Origin of the sequence: Dactylosporangium sp. CA-092794, from assembly GCF_050948465.1 — a bacterium.
GTDB lineage: Bacteria > Actinomycetota > Actinomycetes > Mycobacteriales > Micromonosporaceae > Dactylosporangium.
Genome location: NZ_CP192044.1, coordinates 5,121,848 through 5,143,204 on the forward strand (window position 1 = coordinate 5,121,848; position 21,357 = coordinate 5,143,204).

Below are 21,357 nucleotides of genomic sequence, written 5' to 3' on the forward strand. Positions count from 1 at the left end.
GCAGATAACGGTGCATGGTGTCCAGAAATTAGCTCGGCCCGCCGGGTGGGGCAGAACGATCGCGTCGGGCACCACCAGCGAGACACCGAATGCCTCACAACGGCTGGGCGGCGGCCGATCGGACCGGCGAAGACCGTGCCCGAACCGGTCGGAGGACGACCCGCGATGCGACAGCGCAGCCCGGCCGATGGCGGCCTCCCGGACCCGGCGGACCCGGGCCCGCCGCGGCTGCCGCGCACGGAGACCCTGCACGCCGACGGCCGGGTCCGCATCCAGCGGGTCTGGTCGGCCGATGGCACCCGCACCGCCATCCGCAAGGAGCCGCTGGGGCCCGGCGCCGCCGAGCGGCTCCGCGCCGAGACGGCGGCGCTGCGCCGGCTCGCCGGGCTGCCCGGCGTGCGGGCGCTGCTGCCGGACGGGGTTCCGGGCGCCATGCTGCTGGCCGACGAGGAGGGCCGGTCGCTGGCGGAACTGCTCCGCGCCGGGAGCCTGCGGCAGGCGCTGGACCCTGCGGCCCGGCTCGCATTCGCGGCCCGGCTCGCCGCCGTCGTCGCCGCCATGCACGCCCGCGGCGTCGTCCACCGGGCCATCTGTCCGATGAATGTGCTGGTTGTCGGCGAGCGGCCCGATCCGATGCTGGTCGAGTTCGATTGGGCCACGGTCACCGACGACGAGCAGCCCGACCCGTACGGCGACCGCCCGGCCGGCATGGCGCCGTACCTCGCGCCGGAACAGACGGGCCGCACCGGCGGGACGGTGGACCATCGCTGCGACCTCTACGGGCTCGGCACGGTGCTGTACGAGCTGTTCGCCGAGCGACCGGTGTTCGACGCCGGTAACGAGCTGCTGGTCGTCCGCGACGTGCTGGTCCGGGTGCCGGAGCCGCTGCGGCAGGTGGCCCCGGGCGTGCCGCCCACGCTGTCCGACATCGTTGCGCGGCTGCTGGAGAAGGACCCCGACCAGCGGTACCGCACCGCCGGCGGGCTGTTGCACGACTTGCGCCGCGTCGAGGCCGCCCCGCAGCGCCGGTTCACGCTCGGGCGGGGGGACGTCCCGGTGCGGCTGTCGCCCGCGGGGCCGCTCGTCGGCCGTGACGCGGAGCTGGCCGCCCTGCGCGCGGCGCTCGACGCGGCGCTGGACGGCGGGCCCCGCGGCGTCGTGGTCGCCGGCCCACCGGGCGCCGGCAAGTCCGCCCTGATCCACGAGCTGGGTGTGGTGGTACGGGCCCGGGGCGGATGGTTCGCCGGCAGTACCGCGGCGGCGCCGGGCTCGGACACGGCCGGCGCACTGCTGCACGCGGTGCGGGAGGTGGTCCGGCTGCTCCTGGCCGAACCCGAGGACCGTCTCGGACCGCTGCGCGACGTCGTGCGCCGCGCCCTCGGGCCGAGCCTCGACGTCGCCGCCGATGCCGTGCCCGAACTCGTCGCGCTGCTCGACGCCGCACCCGGGGCCGCCACGCCGGCTGGTTCGGCACCCGGGCCGGCCGCGCCGGTCGGCGTGCCGCCCGAGGCCGCCGCACCGCGCGGCCGACACGCCGCGGTTCGCCTCGACGATCCGGTCACCCGGCGCGGTCGGCTGCACCAGGCCCTGCTCGCCGTCCTCGCGGCGGCCGTCGCGGCCGGCCGCCCGCTCGTTGTCGTGGTCGAGGACCTGCACCTCGCCGACCGTGGCACGCTGGACGCCCTCGACGCGGTCCTCACCGACGCCGGGCCGTCCGGGATACTCGTGGCCGGCACCTACCAGCCGCGGCGGGCCGGGTCCGGTGACCGGCTGGCCGGCCTGCTCGAGCGGTGGGAGCGGCTCGGCGTCCTGCAGCCCATCGTGACGCTGGCCAACCTCGACCCGCCGGCCGTCGCCACCCTCCTGGCCCGGATGTTGCGGCTGCCCGCCCGCCGGGCCGCCCGGCTCGCCGCGGCCGTCGCGCCCTGGACCGCGGGCAACCCCGGCGACACGGTTGAGCTGGTCAACGCCCTGCGCCGCGACGGCGTCCTGCGCCTGGACGCCGGCTCGGGATGGACCTGGCGGCTCGCCGCCGTGCGGCACTACGTCGGCAGCAGCACGGTGACCGACCTGCTCACCGAGCGGCTGCAGCTGCTGCCGGCCGGTTGCCGGGACCTGCTGCTGACGCTCGCCTGCCTCGGTGGTACCGCCGATCTCGGGCTGCTCAGCGCGGCCACCGCTCCTGGCGGGGCGATCGAGCGAGCCCTCGCTCCAGCCCTCACCGACGGACTCCTGGCCATCGACCGGGCCCGGCACGCGGGCCTGGCCGGCCCGGTCGAGCCGGGCAGCGTGGCGCGCTCGGGCGGCACGGACGGTGACCGCGCGACGGCCGTCGTCGCCTTCCGCAACGAGCGCGTCCATCAGGCCGTGCGAGCCGCACATGACCTGGCCGACGTCGCCAGGCGGCACCTCGACATCGCCCGGGCGCTGGCTGAGACCCCGGGCCGGGAGGCCGAGGCGGCACGGCAGTACCTGGCCGCCGCCGACGGGCTCGATCGGCGGGAGCACCGGCGGGCCGCGGCGCTGTACCGGCACGCCGCCGCTGAGGCCCGCCGTACCGGCGACTATGTCGCGGCCGAGCGGTTCCTCACCGCGGCGGCCGGGCTCTGGCGGGAGCTGGAGCGCCCGGCGGACGCGCCGGCGGCCCTCGGCGTCGCCGTCGAGCGGCACGCCGCGCTGTACGGCCTGGGCCGCCTCGGCGAGGCTGACGCCGTCTATGCCGAGATCGTCGCGCGCCATCCGCCGCCGATCGATCTCGTGCCGGCGGCCTGCCTGCAGATCAGCAGCCTGAGCCAGCGCGGCCGGTATCGCGATGCGGTCGAGCTCGGGCTGCGGCTGCTGCCCGGCCTCGGCCACGTCCCGCCCACGCCGCCGCCGGACGAGGAGCCGCGGCCGCGGGACGACCGGCAGCGCGAGCGGGGCGACGGTCCTGGGCCGGACGGGGAACTCCGGGAGCTGTTCGCCTGGACGGCCGGCCTGAGCCTGCGCCGGGACCTTGAGCGGCCGGAGGCGACCGATCCGCGGGTCCACGCCGTCGAGCGCGTCTTCGACCGCCTGCTGCCGGCGGCCGGCTTTGCCGGCACGCGCTGGCTGACCGATTGGATCGTGCTCGAGAGCTGGCGGCTCTGGGTGCGGTTCGGCCCGTCGCCCGGCCTCGGCGCCAACCTCACCTGCGTCGGGTTCGTCGCCGTGGACGCGACCGGTGACCGCCGCATCGGCCACGCCGTCGGCCGGCACGTGCTGGCGGTGGGTGAGGCGCGCGGCTACGAGCCGGCGACGTCGGTGATGCGGCACCGGTACTCGCTGCACCTGATGCCATGGGTCGAGCCGCTCGAGCACGTCATCGGCCAGGCGCAGCGGGCCCGCGAAGGGCTGGTCCGGGGCGGCGATCTGCAGATGGCCAACCACACGTACCTCGCGCTGCTGCCGGCGCAGTTCGAGTGCGGCCCGTCGCTGGAGACCTACGTCGGGGAGGTCGCCGCCGCGCTGGCCTTCGCCGAGCAGACCGGGCACGACAACAACGCGGAGATCCTCGTCGCGGGGCGGCAGCTGGCCCGGGCGTTGCACGGCCGGACGAGCGCCCCCGGCCGCTTCGACGACGACGAGTTCGCCGAAACCGCACATCTCGCCACCGTGACCGGCAATCGGCTCGCCACCGCCGCCTACCACGTGTACCGGGCCCTCGCCGCGCTGCTGTTCGCCGATCGGCCGGCGCTCGCCCACCACAGCGAGGAGGCGATGCGCAAGCGCGCGGCCCTGGTCGGCTACCCCCTCGCCCTGGCCCACCTCTTGCGCGCCCTGAGCCTGGCCCAGCGGCTCCAGCAGGACGAGGCCGGTCCGGACGAGGCCGGCCTGCGCGAGCAGCTACGGGCCAGCCGCGACTGGCTGGCCGCCCGCGCCGCCGACGCGCCGCACAACTTCGGCCACCTGCTGCTGCTCGTCGACGCCGAGGACGCCTGGTCCCGTGCCGAGCCGGCGGCGGCGCTCGCCATGTTCGACGCCGCCCTGTGCGAGGCGGAGGCGCGGGACCGGCCGTGGCACCAGGCGTGGATCACCGAGCGTACCGCGGCCCTGGCGGCGCAACTGGGCCTGCACCACCTCGCCACGCAAGCGCTGTCCGACTGCCGGCGGCTCTACCGCGCATGGGGCGCGACGGCGAAGGCCGGCGCGCTCGACACCGAGCACCCGACCCACCCCGCGGAGCGCGACCCCGCGCCCGGCACGGCTCCCGGGCCCGACATCGGACCCGGCGGCGGCCGGCTCGACGCGCTGGCGCTCCTGCGCGTCTCGCAGGCACTGAGCTCCGAGACCGGCGTCGACCGGCTCCGCGGCGCCGTCGCCGAGCAGCTGACCGCGCTCACCGGCGCCACCGACGTCCACCTCGTGGTGCACGACGACACCCGCGGCTGGTATCTGCCGGTAGGCGCCGGCCCGCAGGCGGGGGTCGCACTCGAGGCAGCGGGCGAGCGAGGGCTGGTGCCGGCGAGCGCGGTGCGCTACGTCCTGCGCACCGGTGACACGCTGGTGGTCAGCGATGCCACCCGCGACCATCGCTTCGCCGGGGACGAGTACCTGACGCCGCTGCGATGCTGCGCGTTGCTCGCACTGCCGATCGCGCACCAGGGCACCACACGCGCCGTGCTCCTGCTCACCAACCGCCTCAGTACCAACGCCTTCACCGCGCAGCGTCTGGACGCCGTCCGGCTCATCGCCGGCCAGCTCGCGGTGTCGGTCAGCAACGCGCTGCTGTACGACGAGCTCGAGGCCCGAGTCGCGGCGCGCACCCGGGAGCTGGCCGAGGCCAACCGGCGGCTCGCCGTGCTGAGCCTCACCGACCCGCTCACCGGACTGGCGAACCGGCGCCGCTTCGCCGAGGGCCTCGACCTGGCCTGCGCCACGGCGGCGCAGCGCAGCACGCCGCTGGGTCTGGCCATGGTCGACGTCGACCACTTCAAGGGGTACAACGACCTCTACGGCCATCCCGCCGGGGACGCGTGCCTGCGGCAGATCGGCGAGACCCTCGCTCGGGTCCTGCGCCCCGACGACCTGGCCTGCCGCTACGGCGGCGAGGAATTCGCCATCGTGCTGCCCGGCGCGGACACGGCCGCCGCCGTCGCCGTGGGGGAGCGGGCGCGGCACGCCGTGGAGGCGATGCGGCGCCCGCACGCCCGCAGCCCCGCCGGCGTGGTGACGCTGAGCGTCGGCGCCGCGGCGTGCGTCCCGGACGGCGCGGACACCCCGGCGCTGCTGCTGGCGCGCGCCGACGCGGCGCTGTACCGGGCGAAACAGTTCGGCCGGAACCGCACCTGCGCGGCCGGCTGAGCGCGCCCGCCGGCGGCCGGCCGCTCAGGATGCCGGGTCGGGGAAGTTCGACCTGGGCGGGCGGCGGCGGACGTCGATGAACGTCGTGGCCACGGGTGCACCGTCGGCGGTGCGCAGATCGAAGTGGACGCGGAAGCTCGCCGGCCCGGCCGGGACGGGCGTGGAGGTCCAGATCGGGGCGGTCAGGGAGTACGGGCGGATCGTCAGGCCACCGAGTTGCTGCTCCCGGCCCGGTGCGCCGGGCCGTCCGAGCCGGGTCAGCAGCCGCAGGCCGGTGAGCTCGGACGGACCCACATGGGAGATCTCCACCGGGAGACGCAGCTCGGTGGCGTCGCCGATGACCAGATCGATGCCGGGTGCGACCGGGGAGAGGCCGGGAATGATGACCGTCTCGGCGTGGACCGTGCTGTAGTCGAAGCCGCCGGTGTCCTTCGGATTGCGCCAGGCGTCGTGCACGCCGACGATCTCGTTCTCGATGTCGAACAGCTCGGTGTAGACGTACCCGTGGTTGTCCTGCTCGCGCCGCATGAACAGGGTCTGCCACCGGCTGTGCCAGGCCCGGTCGAGGCTGTTCCAGCCGCCGCCGTATTCGCTGTTCAGCAACGGCTGATCGGCTCGTTCGAATCCGCAGACCTCCAGCGGCTTCTCGACGCGATGGCGAGGGCTGTGCCAGGTGACCAGCTGCCCCTTGGGACCGAGAATGCCGGGCAGGGTGTCGCGGAAGGAGGACGGATCCTGGTCGTAGTAGTGCCAGTCGACGACATCGGTGTCGACGTGGGCCCAGCCGGAGTTGTCGACGATCGGCCTGGTCCCGTCGAGGGCGCGCAACTCGCCGACCGCCCGGCGCAGCGCCGCCACGCGCTGCTCGTCGGCCGTGACGTCCCAGTCGAGTCCCCACTCCTCGTTGTACGCCGACCACAGCACGATGCTCGGGTGGTTGTAGTCGCGGGCGACGAGTTCGCGAAGCTCCTGCTCGAACAGCGCGGCCGCCTCCGGCGAGAAGTGTCCCGGGTTCGGCGCCTCCGCCCACACCAGGACACCGAGCTCATCCGCGTAGTGGTACCAGCGCCGGTCCTCCGGCTTGATGTGCTTGCGCACGAGATTGAAGCCGAGTCGCCGCGCGAGCTCCAGGTCGGACCGCAGCGCGTCGGGGGATGGGGGAGTGATGCCGGAGTTCGGCCAGTAGCCCTGGTCGAGCACCCCGCGCAGGTAGACGCGTTCCCCGTTGAGGTAGAACCCGTCCCGCCCGGTCTCGAAGCGACGCATGCCGGCCCTGGTGCCGACCTCGTCGAGACCGTCCTCGAGTACGGCGCCGACGGTGTACAGATAGGGGGTTCGGGGTGTCCAGAGGTGGGCGCCGGGGACGTCGACACCGACCCGGGCGATCCCGTCGGGGCCGGTCACGGCGGTGTTCGTGGTCTCCGCGAGGCGCACGGTGACGCTCCGGCCGGCCGGGCGCTCTCCGCCGGCGCGCACCTCGACGTCGAAGCCGTCGAGCGACGCCCGCGGCGTGACCCGGACGGCGGCGATCCACGTGCGGTTGCGCGGCTCGATCCACACCGAGGACCACAGGCCGGACGACGGGGTGAAGCAGCATCCGTCGTAGTCGTCCGCGGGTATGCTGCGTTGTTTGCCGTGCGGGATGAGCAGCTTGTCGATGGGTGCGGTGATCCGGACGACGAGCGTCGCGGGCCTGCTGATCTCGGCCCCCGGGACGGCCACTTCGAACGGGGTGTAACCACCCACGTGGCGCCCCCGGTGAACGCCGTCGACCCAGACGTCCGTGGTGTAGAAGGCCGCCGCGAAGTGGAAGACCACATCGTCGGCGTCCCAGTCGTCCGGCACGGTGACCTCGCGCCGGTACCAGCCGACCTCGAGCCAGTTGCGCCGCCGCGGCTGGGTGGGATCCTCCCAGACGCCCGGCACGCGCATCTGCGCACCCCAGTCCTCGTCGTCGGCGCGGAAGTCCCAGAGGCCGTCGAGCGAGGACCACCGCCGCGACCGGTCGAAGTCGGGCCGCGGATAGTCGGAGTTGAGCATGTGGTTCCCTTTCAGGCGACGTCCACGTGGCTTGATTCGCGGATCGCCAGATGATGGTCGACGTAGATGAGCTCGGCCGGGCCTGCCTCGCCCTTCAGCCTGGCGACCAGCAGCCGGGCGGCCGTGGCGGCGATGCCGCTCTTGTCCGGGGAGATCGATGAGAGGGTCGGATTGCTGTACCGGCCCTCTTCGATGTCGTCGAATCCGACGACGGCGATGTCCCGGGGGATGAGAAAACCGGCCCTTCGCAGCTCGTGCATCGCGCCGAGCGCCATGGAGTCCGTCGAGCAGAAGGCCGCGTCCGGCTGCTGATCGGCGGCGATGAGCTGCCGGGCGGCCCGGGCGCCGGCCTCGTAGGAGTAGCTGGTCGCGACCGGCATGAGTGCTTCGATGCAGGGCAGGCCGGCCTCATCGAGGACCTGACGGAATCCCTGCTCGCGGAGCAGGGCGGTCCCGGTCGGCTGCTCCTGACGCCCGATGAAGGCGATGCGGCGCCGGCCGATCTGCACCAGGTGCGACGTCGCCGTGCGCGCGGCCCGCACGTTGTCGATCAGGACGTGGTCGGCCTCGGCGCCGAGCTGCTCGCCGAGCAGGACCACCGGCGCGACGAACTTTCGATGGGCGAACTCCTCCGACGACAGTGCCACGGTGCTGAAGACGACCCCGTCGAAGAGCGTTGACCGGCTGGTGCCCAGGAGGATCTCCCGCTCGCGCGCGAGCTTGCCGTCGGTCTGCTCGATGACGACCGTGAAATCCTGATCCGAGAACTCCTTGATGAGGCACTGGGTCAGCTCGGCGAAGTACTGCGAGCGGATGTCGGGAACGACGACGCCGATCATGCCGGTGCGGCCGGACCGGAGATTCCTGGCGGTCAGGTTGGGCCGGTAGCCGAGCTTGTCGATCGACGCCTGCACCCGCTGCCGCAGGGCGGGCGTCACGTGCGGCCAGTCGTTCACGACGTTGGAGACCGTGCGCACCGATACACCGGCATGTTGCGCTACGTCCTTCAGCGTCACCGCTCGTTGAGGGGTCATGCGTTCATCGTTGCACAAGACTGCGTCACGAATAAGTACCTGCTCAGAGAAGACCTGTTGACAGCCGTAACCTGCTGGTTACCATCGTCTGTGCAACGATGCACAGGACGGAGACCTGCATGAAAGCCATTACGACCTCCGCTCTCGCCCTCGTGGTGGGAACGGCGCTCGCCCTCACCGGGTGCAGCAACGGAACCCAGGACGCCGGCGGCAAGGTGACCCTCACGTTCTGGAACGCCCTGACCGGCTCGGACCGAGCCGCGGTCGACGAGACCATCAAAGACTTCAACGCCAGCCAGCCGGACATCACCGTGCAGAGCACGGTCATCCCGGGCGACGTGCTGCAGCAGAAGCTGCTGTCGAGTATCGCGTCCGGCGACGGCCCGGCAACCGTGGCCCTGGACACGGCGAATGCCGCCCAGTACATCAGCGCGGGAGCGCTCCTGCCGGTCGACGACTTCTACTCCAGCGGCCAACTGGACACGAGCAAGCTGGTGCCGACCGCCGTCGACGCCACGAAGGTCGACGGCAAGCACTACGGCATCCCGCTGAACTTCTTCACCGAGATGCTGTACTGGAACAAGGACCTGTTCGCCCAGGCCGGCATCACTCAGCCACCCGCGACCTGGGATGAATTCGCCGCCGATGCCCAGAAGCTCACGAAGGACACGAACGGGGACGGCAAGCCCGATCAGTATGCGATCGCCCTCGCCGACCACAGCACACTCGCGATGTACGCGCCCTTCTTATGGAACACCGGCGGCGGCCTCGTCAGCGCCGACGGCAAGCAGGCGACCATGAACTCCCCGCAGTCGCTGCAAGCGCTGAACTTCTGGGTCGATCAGGTCCGCACCAAGCACGTCTCGCCGATCGGTCTCTCCGGCGCCGACGCCGACCAGCTGTTCACCAGCGGCAAGGCCGCCATGGAGCTCGTCGGCCCCTGGGCCGCACCGACGCTGAAATCGGCCGGGCTCAACTTCGGCATCGCGCGGACGTTCGCGGGTCCCACGGCCCGGACGTCGCTGGCCGGTGCCGAGGAGTTCGCGATCCCAAAGGGAACGTCCGACAAGGAGAAACAGGCCGTCTACAAGTTCGCCGCCTACTGGAACAGCCACGACGCGCAGGCGAAGTACTCGTCGATGACCGGCTTCCCCCCGACCCGCACGGACGTCGTCGCGGCGGACATCAAGGACAACCCGTATCCGGCCATCTTCGGCGCACCAGACGTCGTCGGCGAATCCCGCGTGTTCATGGCCGGGGTCACCAACGGCTCGTCGATCACGACGGAGGCGTTCGAGCCGGCGCTGCAGTCCGCGCTCAACGGCAAGGGTACGGTCGACGATCTCTTCCAGTCGGCGAACCAAAAGGCCACCGACCTTCTCGGAAAGTAACCGCTCCATGAGGTCATCACCAGTCGCGGGCCGGCGGCGGATGTCGCCGCAGGCCCGCGCGGCCTGGCTGTTCCTGGCGCCGAGCCTGGCGGTCCTCGGCGCGTTCTCGCTCTACCCGATGTTGCGGGCGGGGTACCTGTCCTTCACGTCCTACAACCTGCTCGGATCGCCGGACTGGGTCGGGTTGCGCAACTACCGGCAGCTCCTGCACGACCCGGACGCCGGGCGCGCGCTGCTCAACACCCTGTACTACTCGGTCGTCACCACGGTGCTGAGCGTGCTGCTGGCGCTGTTCGTCGCGGTGATCCTCAACCGGAAGTTCGCCATGCAGGCATTCGCCCGCACGGCGATCTTCCTGCCGTTCATCGTCTCGACCGGAATCATCTCGCTGGCCTGGACCTATCTGCTCAACCCGCAGGTGGGCCTGCTCACCCAGTGGCTGGCCCACCTCGGGCTCGCGCCTGCACAGGGGTTTCTGCAGACGCCGGGCTGGGCGATGCCCGCCGTGATCGCCGTCGGCGTCTGGAAGAACCTCGGCTTCTACGTCGTCATGTACCTCGCCGGGCTCCAGTCCGTGCCCCGGGAGTTGTACGAGGCCGCCGAGACGGACGGCGCCGGGCCGATCCGTCGCTTCTTCCGTATCACGTGGCCCCTGCTGGCGAACCAGACGATGCTCGTGGCGATCATCGCCACGATCAACAACGTGCAGGTGTTCGACCAGATCTACGTGATGACCAACGGCGGACCGATCCATTCCACCGAGACCCTCGTGATGCTGCTGTACCACGACGGATTCACGCAGCTGCAATTCGGCTACGCCTCGGCGCTCTCCTGGGTCCTGATGGCCGTGATGTTCGTGCTCACGCTCGGCCAGTTCTTCTACTTCCGGCGAAGGGCGGTTTCCTACTGATGAGCCCGAAGAGCCGGGCACGGACGGTCAACATCCTGCTGAGCATCTCGGCGACGGTCATCGCGCTGGCGGTCCTGCTACCCGTGATCTGGATGGTCTTCGCCTCGCTGCGCCCGGACGCCGACATCCTCCGATTTCCGCCGACGATCCTGCCCAGGCAGTGGTCCCTCGACAGCTACCAGCAGGTCTTCACGCAGATCCCGTTCGCGCGCCTGTATGCGAACTCGGTGATCTTCGCGGGCGTGGTGACCGTGGTGTCACTGCTGCTGGACTCCATGGCCGGATACGCGCTGGCCCGCCTGAAGTTCCGGGGCAGCACGGTCGTGCTCGTCGTCGTCCTGGTCATGCTCATGATGCCGATCCAGGTGACGCTCGTGCCGTTGTACGACGTCATGCGGCATCTCGGGTTGGTCGACACGCTGCCGGGTCTGATCGTGCCGCGCATCTCGAACGCGTTCGGAATCTTCTTCATGCGCCAGTTCTTCCTGTCGCTCCCGGGTGATCTCGAGGATGCCGGCCGGGTCGACGGCGCGGGGGAGTTCCGCATCTTCAGCCGGCTGGTGCTGCCACTGACCCGGCCCGCGCTGCTGACGCTGGGACTCTTTCAGTTCCAAGGGAACTGGAACGACCTCATCTGGCCGCTCGTCATGACGAACAACATCGAGAACGGCACCCTCCCCGCCGGCCTCGCCCTGTTCGCGGGCCAGAACAGCACGCAGTACAGCCTCGTCATGGCCGGGTCCGTGCTCGCGCTGCTGCCCATCGTCGTCATGTTCCTGCTGGTGCAGCGAAGCTTCGTGGAAAGCGTCGCCACCACCGGCTTCAGATAAGGAAACCATCAATGAATCTCCCCACCGCGAGCCGGCAGGACGGCACCTACCCCCGGCCGCAGCAGCTACGCGCCCACTGGGCCGACCTCACCGGCGTCTGGTCGTTCCGGCACGACGACGCGGACGCCGGCCTCGCCGACGGCTGGGCCCACGGCCTGCCGGACGCCCGGGACATCGTCGTGCCGTTCCCGCCCGAGTCCAGCGCCTCCGGCATCGACGAGCCCGGCTTCCATCCCGTCGTCTGGTACGCCCGCACCATCACCCGCGACGATCTGGCCGTCGCCGGCCTCGGCACCGGGCGTCCGCGTGTGATCCTCCACTTCGGCGCCGTCGACTACGGAGCGCAGGTCTGGATCGACGGCGCGTTCGTCGGCCGGCACGAAGGCGGCCACACGCCCTTCTCGTTCGACGTGACCCGGCACGTCACCGGTGGCGCGGCGCACACCCTCGTCGTCCGCGCCGAGGACGACCCGTTCGACGCCACGCAGCCCCGCGGCAAGCAGGACTGGCACGAGACCCCGCACGAGATCTGGTACCGGCGCACGACCGGCATCTGGCAGACAGTCTGGCTCGAGGCCGTCCCCGAGACGCACATCGCCCGGCTCCGCTGGACGCAGGCGGGCCCGGCGGCCGTCACCGCGACCCTTCACCTTGACGGGCACGTCCCGGCGGGCGGCAGCGCACGTGTGTCGCTGCGCTTCGACGAGGTCAGCCTCGACACGGTCGAGGTCGAGATCGCCCCACCTGCCCGCCGGGTCGATGTGACGGTGCCGATCGCGCGCCTGCGCAACGGGCAGGCCGCACGCGAGCTGTTGTGGAGCCCCGAACACCCCCGGCTCATCGACGCGACGGTCTCGCTGCGCGCGCACGACGGCGCCGTCCTCGATGCCGTGTCCAGCTATCTCGGCCTGCGGACGGTCGCGGTCGACCGGGGTGCCTTCCTGCTCAACGGCCACCCGTACGACGTGCGCGGCGTGCTCAACCAGGGCTACTGGCCGCAGAGCCACCTCGCCGCGCCGTCGTACGACACGCACCGGCGGGAGGTCCAGCTCATCAAGGACCTCGGCTTCACGGCGGCCCGGATCCATCAGAAGATCGAGGATCCCCGGTTCCTGTACTGGGCGGACCGGCTCGGGCTGCTCGTCTGGGCCGAGGCGCCCGGCGCCTACGAGTTCTCGCCGACGGCGGTGCAGCGGCTCATGCGCGAGTGGATGGACGCCGTCGAGCGGGACGTATCGCACCCGAGCATCGTGACCTGGGTGCCCGCGAACGAGAGCTGGGGCGTCCAGCACATCGCCGACGAGCCGGCCGAGCAGGCCTACGCCCGGGCGCTCGCCGACGTCACCCGGGCGCTCGACCCGTCGCGGCCGGTGATCTCGAACGACGGCTGGGAGCACCAGAACTCGGACATCCTCAGCGTCCACGACTACGAGGGCGACGGGGCGATCCTCGCCCGTACGTACGCGGACGAGGCCGCGCGCCGGCGGCTCCTCGACCGGATGGGCCCGGCCGGCCGGCGGCTCCTCGTCGGCGGCGCGCCGGACCACGGCCAGCCGATCATGCTCACCGAGTTCGGCGGGATCACCTATCAGCCGGACACCGAGCGGGACGACTCCTGGGGCTACACCGAGGCCGCCGACGGCGACGACTGGATCAAACGGATCACCGCGCTGTATGACGCGATCCGCGCGAGCTCGTTCCTCGCCGGCAGCTGCTACACCCAGTTCACCGACACACTGCAGGAGACGAACGGCCTGCTGACCGCCGCCCGGGTGCCCAAGATGCCGATCGAGGACATCCGCGCGGCGGTGACGGGCCGGAGGAAGCAACGTTGAGGCTTGGTCAACGGACCTTGCGTACGCGCGTGACGCCGAGGGCCCCGAGGATGCCGAACAGGGCGCCGCCCAGGAACAGGCCGGGATAGCCGAATGCGGCGATGACGCCGGGGGCCGCGATGGGGATGAGCGACTGGGGCAGCGACTGAGCGAGGTTGGCGACGCCGAGGTCCTTGCCCGCGGTCTCCTCGTTCGGCAGTACGTCGGCGATGAGGGCGAGTTCGACGGCGAAGAATGCGCCCACGCCGGCGCCGAGGATCAACTCGCCGAGGAGCAGCATCGGTATCGACGTGGACACGGCGATGAGGGAGAGACCGACGGTCGCGATCAGCGACGAGGTGATGACGAACGGCTTGCGGCGACCGAGCTTGTCGGAGAGCCATCCGAGCACCGGGGTGACGATGAGGAGGCCGACCGCATTGACGAGCACGGCCTCGAAAACCATGGTCGGTGCGTCCGCGTCGCTGACGTGGAACTGCGCGATGAGGAAGTACGTGAGGTAGCTGGTGGCGGTGAACTGCGTCGTGTTGAGGAAGAACCGCGTCAGCCAGGCCCAGCCGAGGTCGGGGTACCGGCGCGGGTTGAAGACGAAGGATCCGAACAGGGTCCGCAGATCGAACCGGTCGGCCGGCCGTTCGGTACGAATCCGGTCCTTGACCGGCGTGACCGCGGCGAGCATGAGCACCACGCCGAAGAGGCTTGGGACGAGGCCTTGCAACACACCGATCGGGAAGAGCTGCACCAGGAAGGTGGCGCCCACGCCGCCGACGTTCTGGGCGAGGCTGATGAACGACGCGACGCGTCCACGGCGATTGGGTTCGACCTGGTCCGGCAGCATGGCGATCAGGGCGGCGAGGCAGAAGTTGAGACCGATCTGCGCGACGCTCCAGCCGGCAAGGACGAACAGCACATTCGGCGCGAACGCGATGATGGCGATGCCGGCATAGCCGATGGCGGCCCCGCCGAAGATCCACGGTTTCCGCATGCCGAAGCGGCTCATGGTCCGGTCGGAGAATCGCCCGGCGAGCGGGTTCGTGACGAAGGAGAACAAGGCGCCCACCCCGAGCACGAGCCCGAGGTTCACCGCCGCGCCGTCGAGATCGAGCTCGCGCAGCCGGAGTGCGATCGTGATGGCCAGCGGCGGTACCAGCGCGATCGACCAGCCGAGCAGGGCGAGCGGTATCGCGATGACCGCGTACCGGGACCGGACGGATTGTGGGGGAACGTCCGTTATGGGGAGTAACGTGCCGTCGCCTACAGACACAGATGTGCTGTTCGATTCGTCCACATTAAGATCCTCTGAACTGAGGTAACGCAGCAGGTGCTGCAGCGTGGTCGAACCGTAACACCGAATTGTTCCGCGTGGAACTTTTTCTTTCGGCCGTTCTGCCGGGCCGGTCAGGCCGTGTGCGGGCGCTCGGTCCCTGCCGGCGCGAGCAGGTGCTCGAGCAGGGCCATGCCGGCGTACATGTCGACGTCGGGGTCGAGCAGCGACTGGGTGGAAAGGCCGTCCAATGCGGCGATGAGGAGCGAGGCCGCCGTGTCGAGGGGGATGTCGCTGCGGACGGCTCCGCGATCCCGCGCGTGCCGCAGCACGACCAGGGCGTCCTGGCGGATCGACCGGTAGCGGTCGCGGAAGAACTCCAGTGAGTGCTCGTTGCCCGGCTCGAGCGCGCGGGCGACCATGCTGTGCCGCAGGGCCATGAGCCCCGGCGCCTGCAGCGCGTAGTTCGCGGCCAGGGCCGCGAATCCCGGCTGCCGGTCCAGGCCGGTCTCGTGGGCGTCGGCCAGTGCCTGGCGGTCCTTGGCCCGGAGGACCTGGAGGAAGAGCTCCTCGCGGGTGTCGAAATAGCGCCGGAGCGCGGCATGGCTGACCCCGATGGCTTCACCGATCGCGCGCAGCGATGTGCCTTCGAATCCGAGGTCGGCGAAGACCTCGATCGTGCGGTCGAGGATCTGCTGGCGACGGAGAATCCCCTTCGGGTAGCGTCCGCGAGACCCCGTGCCCGATACCGACGAAGCCCTCGCCGCCGCCTCTTCCGCCATCTTCCGCACCTTCCCCCTCCTCGACATGCTCCCGCCACGACCCTAGTGAACGCGAAAAGTTCCAGTCGGAACTTTTCGGTGTTACCGTGCTGACATGCATGACAACGACGCCGGGGCGCGGCTGCGCATCGGCAATCTGGTGAACACCAGGCTCGGCCCGCGCCTCTTCCGGCGGACCTCGCCGCTGACGGTGAGGGCGTGGGAGGTGCCCGATGAGCCCGTACCCTTCGCGGAAGCCGTTGTCCAGTCGTTCCGGCCGTTCTCGGTCGGGGACCGGTGGAGCAAGCCCTGGGGCACGACCTGGTTCCGTGTCACCGGGGAGGTGCCGGCGGACTGGGGCCGCGCCGGCACGACCGTCCAGCTGCTCGTGGACCTGGGGTTCAGCGGACTGCTGCCGGCCTTCCAAGCCGAAGCGCTGGTGTACCGCCCGGACGGCTCGATCGTGAAGGGCATCGAACCCTTCAACCACGTGGTCGACATCGACCCGGCCAGTTCGGAGATCGACTTTTACGTCGAGGCCGCGTCGAATCCCAACCTGCTCGAGCACTTCTTCGTGACGACCCTCGCCTCGGCATCCGGGGGCGGGCCGTTGCCCTCCGGTTTTGCCGCGGCCAGGAAGTCGGACACGGTTCATATGGGCGACAAGGCGACGGCGGGCATCGACCCGATCTACTCGCTTCGTCAACTCGCCCTGGTCGAGCGCGATCTCGTCGTGGACGCTCTGCTCCAGGATGTCGCCGCACTCATGGGCCTGATGGCCGAACTCGACCCGGTCTCACCCCGTCGTGCCGCGATCCGGCACGCGCTCGAGCGGATGTGCGATGTGCTCGACCCCGACAACGTCGAGAACACGATCGGAGCAGCCAGGAGCGAACTGCGGGAGGTCCTGGCTTCCCCCGCCCACCCGAGTGCGCACTCGATCGTGGCGGTAGGGCACGCTCACCTCGACTCGGCCTGGCTGTGGCCGACCCGGGAGACGGTCCGCAAATGCGCACGCACCTTCTCCAACGTGCTGGCCCTGATGGACGTCGATCCCGACTTCGTCTTCGCCTGCTCCAGCGCCCAGCAGCTCGCCTGGGTGCAGCAGTTCTACCCGGACCTGTTCGAGCGGATCCGGGCCCGGGTCCACGAGGGCCGGTTTATCCCGGTCGGCGGCATGTGGGTCGAGAGCGACACGAACATGCCGGGCGGCGAAGCCCTGGTGCGCCAATTCCTGCTCGGGCAGACGTTCTTCCTCCGGGAGTTCGGTGTCCTGTCGCGTGAAGCGTGGTTGCCGGACTCGTTCGGCTTCACCGCGGCGTTGCCGCAAATCGCGCGCGGCGCGGGCCTGGACAGCTTCCTGACGCAGAAACTCTCGTGGAACGACACCAACCGGATGCCGCACCACACCTTCCTCTGGGAAGGCCTCGACGGCAGCCGGATCTTCACCCACTTCCCGCCCAACGACACCTACGGCTCCAACCTCGGCGCCGGCGACCTGGCGAAGGCGCAGCGGCAGTACGCCGAACGGGGCGCCTCGAACGTCTCCATGACCCTCTTCGGCTGGTCCGACGGTGGGGGAGGGCCCACGCCCGAGATGCTCGCGGCGGCCCATCGCAACCGGGACCTCGAGGGCGCCCCCCGCGTCGCGCTCGGCTCACCGGCGCGTTTCTTCGACGAGGCCAAGCGGACGTTGCCCGACCCCGCTGTCTGGTACGGCGAGATGTATCTCGAGGGGCACCGCGGCACCTACACGAGCCAGGCCAAGACGAAGCACGGCAACCGGCGCGGCGAGCATCTCCTGCGCGAAGCCGAACTCTGGAACGCGACCGCGGCGGTCCGCGGGCTGATCGACTATCCCTACGACGAACTCGAGTCGATCTGGCAGACCGTCCTGCTGCAACAGTTCCACGACATCCTCCCCGGATCGGCCATCGCCTGGGTGCACGACGAGGCCGAGGAACGCTACCGGGAGGTGGCGGCCCGGCTCGAGGACCTCATCGAGGCTGCCCAGCGCGCCCTGGCCGGCCACGGCAGCGAAACGGTCGTCTTCAACGCCGCCCCGATGGCCGCCGGCTCCATCGCGGCCTTGGGATCCGCAATCGTCGACCCCCTCGCGGACGACGCTGCGGTGACTCCGGTCCAAACCGGCTCCGGCTACGAGTTGCGGAACGGCCGCGTTCTCGCGCGTTTCGACGCGGCCGGGCTCTTGATCTCCTTCATCGACCGGGCAACCGGCCGAGAACTGATCGCACCGGACGAGGCCGCGTCGGTACTCCAGATCTTCCGTGACATCCCCAACATGTTCGAGGCCTGGGACATCGACCGCTCCTATCGGCGATCGATGACCGAGCTGCGGAACCCGGACGCCGTCGAGATCGTCGGCCACGCCATCGTGGTGAGTCACACCTACGGAAAATCGTCGATCACCCAGCGGTACTGGCTGGCCGAGAGCGACAGCGAACTGCAGATCGAAACGGTCGTCGACTGGCACGAGCACGAGAAGCTCCTCAAGCTGGCCTTCCCGCTCGACCTCCGAGCCGACCAGGCCGCCTCGGAGATCCAGTTCGGCCACGTGCTCCGCCCGACCTTCGTCAACACCTCCTGGGACCATGCGCGATTCGAAACGGTCGCGCACCGGTGGGTACACGTGGCAGAGCGCGACTTCGGTGCCGTGATCGCCAACGCGTCCACCTACGGGCACGACATCACCCGGACCGTACGTGATGATGGCGGGACCACCACGCTGGTGCGCGAGTCGCTACTGCGTGCACCGAAGTTCCCGGACCCGGAGGCGGACCAGGGGGTCCATGTCTTGCGCACCGCGCTCGGCGTCGCTCCCGGCGTCCTCGACGCGGCCTCCGCCGGCTACCGCCTGAATCTTCCTACCCGTACCGTGAGCGATGCCCTGCACGGTGTCGAGCCCATCGTGAGCGTCTCGGCGGCGTCCGTGTTCGTGGAGGCGATCAAACTCGCCGAAGACCGCTCCGGCGACCTTGTCGTCCGTCTGTACGAGGCGGCCGGAGCCCGCGCCCGGTCCACCATCCACCTGAACTTCGACTTCACCGCGGCCTGGCCGACCGATCTCCTCGAACGCGCCCTCGACCAGCGAACGTGGCGTCCCGAGGACGGCATCGCACTCGATCTCCGACCGTTCGAGATCGCGACGCTGCGAATCAGCCCGGTCCGGTGAGGGTCGCGCTTTCAACCGTCTCGGACGTGACGAGTGTGGGCCAGAGCGTGGTGAGGGCTTCGGGCAGCGTCATCGCTCGCAGGTCATCGGCCGCCGGGCCGGCCAGCTTCCGAGCCACGCGCAGGGCGTCCGGCATCGCTGTCTCGTGGCATTCCACGACGGTGCGGATGTCGCGTTCGAGCGCGGAGACGAGGTGCAGTACCGCCGCGAGGGTTTGCAGCGGCCCTCCGAGCGGGCCTTGCCGACGGGCCCAGCGCCGAGCCATGTGCTGGTTGAGCGTGGGCAGCTGATCGATTCCGGACCACATCGGGTCCGGGGCGGCGAACCGCACGGCGCCGATGTGGCTGTGCCGGAGGGCGGCGGTACAGAGGAAGCACGGTTCGAGCGTGGAGTAGAGGACGTGGTCGCTGTAGTCGCCCGGGGTCAACGTCGCCAGCGCGTTGATCTCGGCGTGGGCGAGGTTACTGCCGCCGATCTGCCCGGCGACCACGTCCGTTTCATTCCAGCGGTTACGCCCACGGGCGACGATCGTTTCGCCGGCGTCCACGAGGACCGCACCGACGGGAATGCTGTGCGCCTGGAATGACTCCCAGGCGAGGAGAAAGCAGTCCCGCCAGGCCGGTGCGACTGCCGCCCAGAATTCGTCCACGCCCCCTGCCGAGGCCAGCAGCGGGCGTTCGAGGCGATCGGTCATGGCCGCACCATATCGGCTCGCGCCTGACCCGAAGGAGACTTCCGGTCCCAGCACCGTGCAGCGCCCGCAGACCCGTCGTCGGCGCGACCGGCGCAGCGTCACCCTTGTTGCTGGTGGTACCGCGAGGCGAGGCGAGGCGATTGGTTGCCGAACGCGGCCAGGTCAGCGTCGAAAATGTGCTCGATCAGGCTGTAGTCCTCGACGCCGGGCGCGATGACGGTCTCGCCGAGTTCGATGCCGGCCAGCGTAGCCGTGACGACGTCGTCCGCGGTCATCCGGGGTACCGCGGAAAGGTCCATTCCTTGGATCTCGTGGAACTCAGTGGCGACGATTCCGGGGCAGACGACGTGGACCCGCACGCCGGTGTGCTCCAGTTCGGCGTGCAGTGTCTGCGTCATGGCCACGGTGTAGGCGAGCGTGCCGGTGTAGATCGCGCGTTGCGCCCGGGGTGCGGCCGCGGGAGCGGGTCCCGAGAAGGCCAGCATGCCCGCGACGTTGATGACGGTTCCGGCCTGACGGTCGATCATGCCCGGCACGGCGGCCCGGGTCAGTACCGTCGGTGCGGTCACTTTGACATGCATCAGCTCCCGGGCCTTCGCCGCGGGCAGTTCGTGGAAGGGCATGTAGTGGGCGACGCCCGCGTTGTTGACCAGCACGCTCAACGGCTGGCTCGCGGCGAGGGCGGCCACGGTCTGTACACCTTCGTCGGTGGCGAGGTCGGCGACGACGACTTGGACGTGGGTCGTCGGGAGCGACGCGGCGAGGGAGTCCAAGCGGTCTTTCCGGCGGCCGACGGCGATGAGGTCGTGACCGTCGGACGCCAGACGGCGGGCGAACGCGTTGCCGATCCCCGATGAGGCGCCGGTGACGAGCGCGAGCGGAGGCATGATCGTGTTCCTTCCTCGGGAGTAGCTGCCGGTCACTGCTTCACCAGGCCTCTCCTTACCAGGCTCTCGGCGGCAGCGGTGATCGCGTCCTTCGGATCGCGGGCCGTCCAGCCCAGCACGCGCCGCGCCTTCTCGTTGGAGGTCTGCTTCGCGTAGCCGAGGTCGGGTGCGAAGGAGCGGAACTCGGGGGAGAACAGGGAGGCGGTGCGAATGACGATGTTCGGAACCGTCCGGGTGGGCACCTTTTCCGCCGCCGCGCCGAGCCGGGTCCTGATCGTGGCCCCGATGTCCTTCAGTTCGACCGCCGGGCCGTTGGAGAGCAAGAACCGCTGCCCGGCGGCGTCCGGGACGGTCATCGCGAGGATGTGCGCCAGGGCCACGTCACGGACGTCGACGATTGGGAAGAACAGGTGCGGGAGCGCGGGCATATCGCCGTTGAGGATACGCTGGATGAGGTGGTTCGAGCCGGAGACGTCGTTGCCCATGACCGGCCCCATGACAGCGACAGGAAGCATCGTGACCAGCTCCATCGGGCCGATCGTCTCCTGCATGAAGTCCCACGCGGCCCGCTCGGCCAGGGTCTTGCTCTTGCCGTAGGCGTCGACGCCGGGGCCGTCGAGGATTGTCCAGTCGCTTTCGGTGAAGACGTGGCCGGTGCGGGGATGACCCCAGCTGACGGCGTGAAATGCCGAGGTCAGCACCACTCGTTTGACGCCGGCGTCCCTGGCGGCGCGCAATACCCGCAGCGCCCCTTCGCGGGCCGGGACGATGAGGTCGTCCTCGTTGTCGACGTGGCCGGGTTGCACCGGCGAAGCCACGTGCAGAACGAAATCGACGCCCTGCATGGCCTCGGGCCACCCGTTATCGCGGGTCAGGTCCGCGGCGACGAAAGTCAAATGCTGACCGTTGACCATTCCCGCGTCGACGAGAGCGGAACGCACAGATGCCTCCCGCTCCAGCGAGCGAATCGTGGTGCGGACCCGATATCCCGACGCGAGGAGTTGCAGTATGCAGTGCCCCGCGATAAAGCCGGAGCCTCCGGTCACGAGAACATTGTTGGTGGGCATGTGTTTCCCCCGAATCGGCGGAGTTCTGGCTGCTCTCACTCTCGGCGGGCCCGGCCGGTGCAGCCAGTCCCGCCCCGATCCTGGTAGTCCGGCGACCACCCCTCGGTGTGTCGTCGCGGTATACCGTGA

13 protein-coding genes and 1 pseudogene are annotated in these 21,357 nt (G+C 70.4%); 7 read left to right on the forward strand and 7 right to left on the reverse strand.

From position 1 onward, the window contains the following. The first annotated feature begins 165 nt into the window (after nt 1-165). On the forward strand, nt 166-5,322 hold the full coding sequence (locus ACQPXD_RS22100) for a diguanylate cyclase domain-containing protein (protein ID WP_432841410.1): 5,157 nt from the start codon (nt 166-168) through the stop codon (nt 5,320-5,322). Nucleotides 5,323-5,346: 24 nt separating this feature from the next. Here the strand turns inward: ACQPXD_RS22100 and ACQPXD_RS22105 are convergent, their stop codons facing one another. Beyond that, on the reverse strand, nt 5,347-7,362 hold the full coding sequence (locus tag ACQPXD_RS22105) for a glycoside hydrolase family 2 protein (protein ID WP_432841412.1): 2,016 nt from the start codon (nt 7,360-7,362) through the stop codon (nt 5,347-5,349). An 11-nt stretch (nt 7,363-7,373) separates the two neighbouring features. Further along, nucleotides 7,374-8,396 carry a LacI family DNA-binding transcriptional regulator gene (locus ACQPXD_RS22110; protein ID WP_432841414.1) on the reverse strand — a complete coding sequence of 341 codons (1,023 nt, stop codon included), beginning with the start codon at nt 8,394-8,396 and terminating at the stop codon, nt 7,374-7,376. A gap of 119 nt (nt 8,397-8,515) precedes the next feature. Between ACQPXD_RS22110 and ACQPXD_RS22115 the strand changes: the two genes are divergently transcribed. Genes ACQPXD_RS22115 through ACQPXD_RS22130 form a run of 4 tightly spaced genes read left to right on the forward strand, consistent with a single transcriptional unit; the run spans nt 8,516 to nt 13,362 of the window. After that, nucleotides 8,516-9,787, forward strand: a complete 1,272-nt coding sequence (locus ACQPXD_RS22115; protein ID WP_432841416.1) for an ABC transporter substrate-binding protein — start codon at nt 8,516-8,518, stop codon at nt 9,785-9,787. 7 nt (nt 9,788-9,794) lie between these two features. Beyond that, nucleotides 9,795-10,697, forward strand: coding sequence for a carbohydrate ABC transporter permease (locus ACQPXD_RS22120; RefSeq protein ID WP_432841418.1), 903 nt, complete (start codon nt 9,795-9,797; stop codon nt 10,695-10,697). Further along, on the forward strand, nt 10,697-11,527 hold the full coding sequence (locus ACQPXD_RS22125; RefSeq protein ID WP_432841420.1) for a carbohydrate ABC transporter permease: 831 nt from the start codon (nt 10,697-10,699) through the stop codon (nt 11,525-11,527). Before ACQPXD_RS22120 ends, ACQPXD_RS22125 begins: the two co-directional genes overlap by 1 nt. Nucleotides 11,528-11,538: 11 nt before the next feature. Further along, on the forward strand, nt 11,539-13,362 hold the full coding sequence (locus tag ACQPXD_RS22130; protein ID WP_432841422.1) for a glycoside hydrolase family 2 protein: 1,824 nt from the start codon (nt 11,539-11,541) through the stop codon (nt 13,360-13,362). A gap of 7 nt (nt 13,363-13,369) precedes the next feature. Here the strand turns inward: ACQPXD_RS22130 and ACQPXD_RS22135 are convergent, their stop codons facing one another. Together ACQPXD_RS22135 and ACQPXD_RS22140 are read right to left on the reverse strand one after the other, a co-directional pair. Then, nucleotides 13,370-14,626, reverse strand: a complete 1,257-nt coding sequence (locus ACQPXD_RS22135; protein WP_432841424.1) for an MFS transporter — start codon at nt 14,624-14,626, stop codon at nt 13,370-13,372. Between the two features lie 134 nt (nt 14,627-14,760). Then, nucleotides 14,761-15,408: a TetR/AcrR family transcriptional regulator gene (locus ACQPXD_RS22140; RefSeq protein WP_432841426.1), complete on the reverse strand. Its 648-nt coding sequence runs from the start codon at nt 15,406-15,408 to the stop codon at nt 14,761-14,763. A 94-nt stretch (nt 15,409-15,502) separates the two neighbouring features. Between ACQPXD_RS22140 and ACQPXD_RS22145 the strand changes: the two are divergent. Then, nucleotides 15,503-15,712: pseudogene (locus ACQPXD_RS22145) on the forward strand (hypothetical protein); the annotation flags it as partial. 63 nt (nt 15,713-15,775) lie between these two features. Further along, nucleotides 15,776-18,580 (forward strand): alpha-mannosidase, encoded by a 2,805-nt coding sequence (locus tag ACQPXD_RS22150; RefSeq protein ID WP_432843926.1) that lies wholly within the window; start codon nt 15,776-15,778, stop codon nt 18,578-18,580. Here the strand turns inward: ACQPXD_RS22150 and ACQPXD_RS22155 are convergent. From ACQPXD_RS22155 to ACQPXD_RS22165, 3 genes are all read right to left on the reverse strand, one after another. Further along, nucleotides 18,564-19,274, reverse strand: coding sequence for a nucleoside deaminase (locus ACQPXD_RS22155; RefSeq protein WP_432841428.1), 711 nt, complete (start codon nt 19,272-19,274; stop codon nt 18,564-18,566). The two genes, ACQPXD_RS22150 and ACQPXD_RS22155, sit on opposite strands and share 17 nt — an antisense overlap. Nucleotides 19,275-19,372: 98 nt before the next feature. Further along, nucleotides 19,373-20,161, reverse strand: coding sequence for an SDR family NAD(P)-dependent oxidoreductase (locus tag ACQPXD_RS22160; protein ID WP_432841430.1), 789 nt, complete (start codon nt 20,159-20,161; stop codon nt 19,373-19,375). 32 nt (nt 20,162-20,193) lie between these two features. Continuing rightward, complete coding sequence (locus ACQPXD_RS22165) at nt 20,194-21,228, reverse strand: SDR family oxidoreductase (RefSeq protein WP_432841432.1); 1,035 nt, start codon at nt 21,226-21,228, stop codon at nt 20,194-20,196. Nucleotides 21,229-21,357 lie beyond the last annotated feature (129 nt).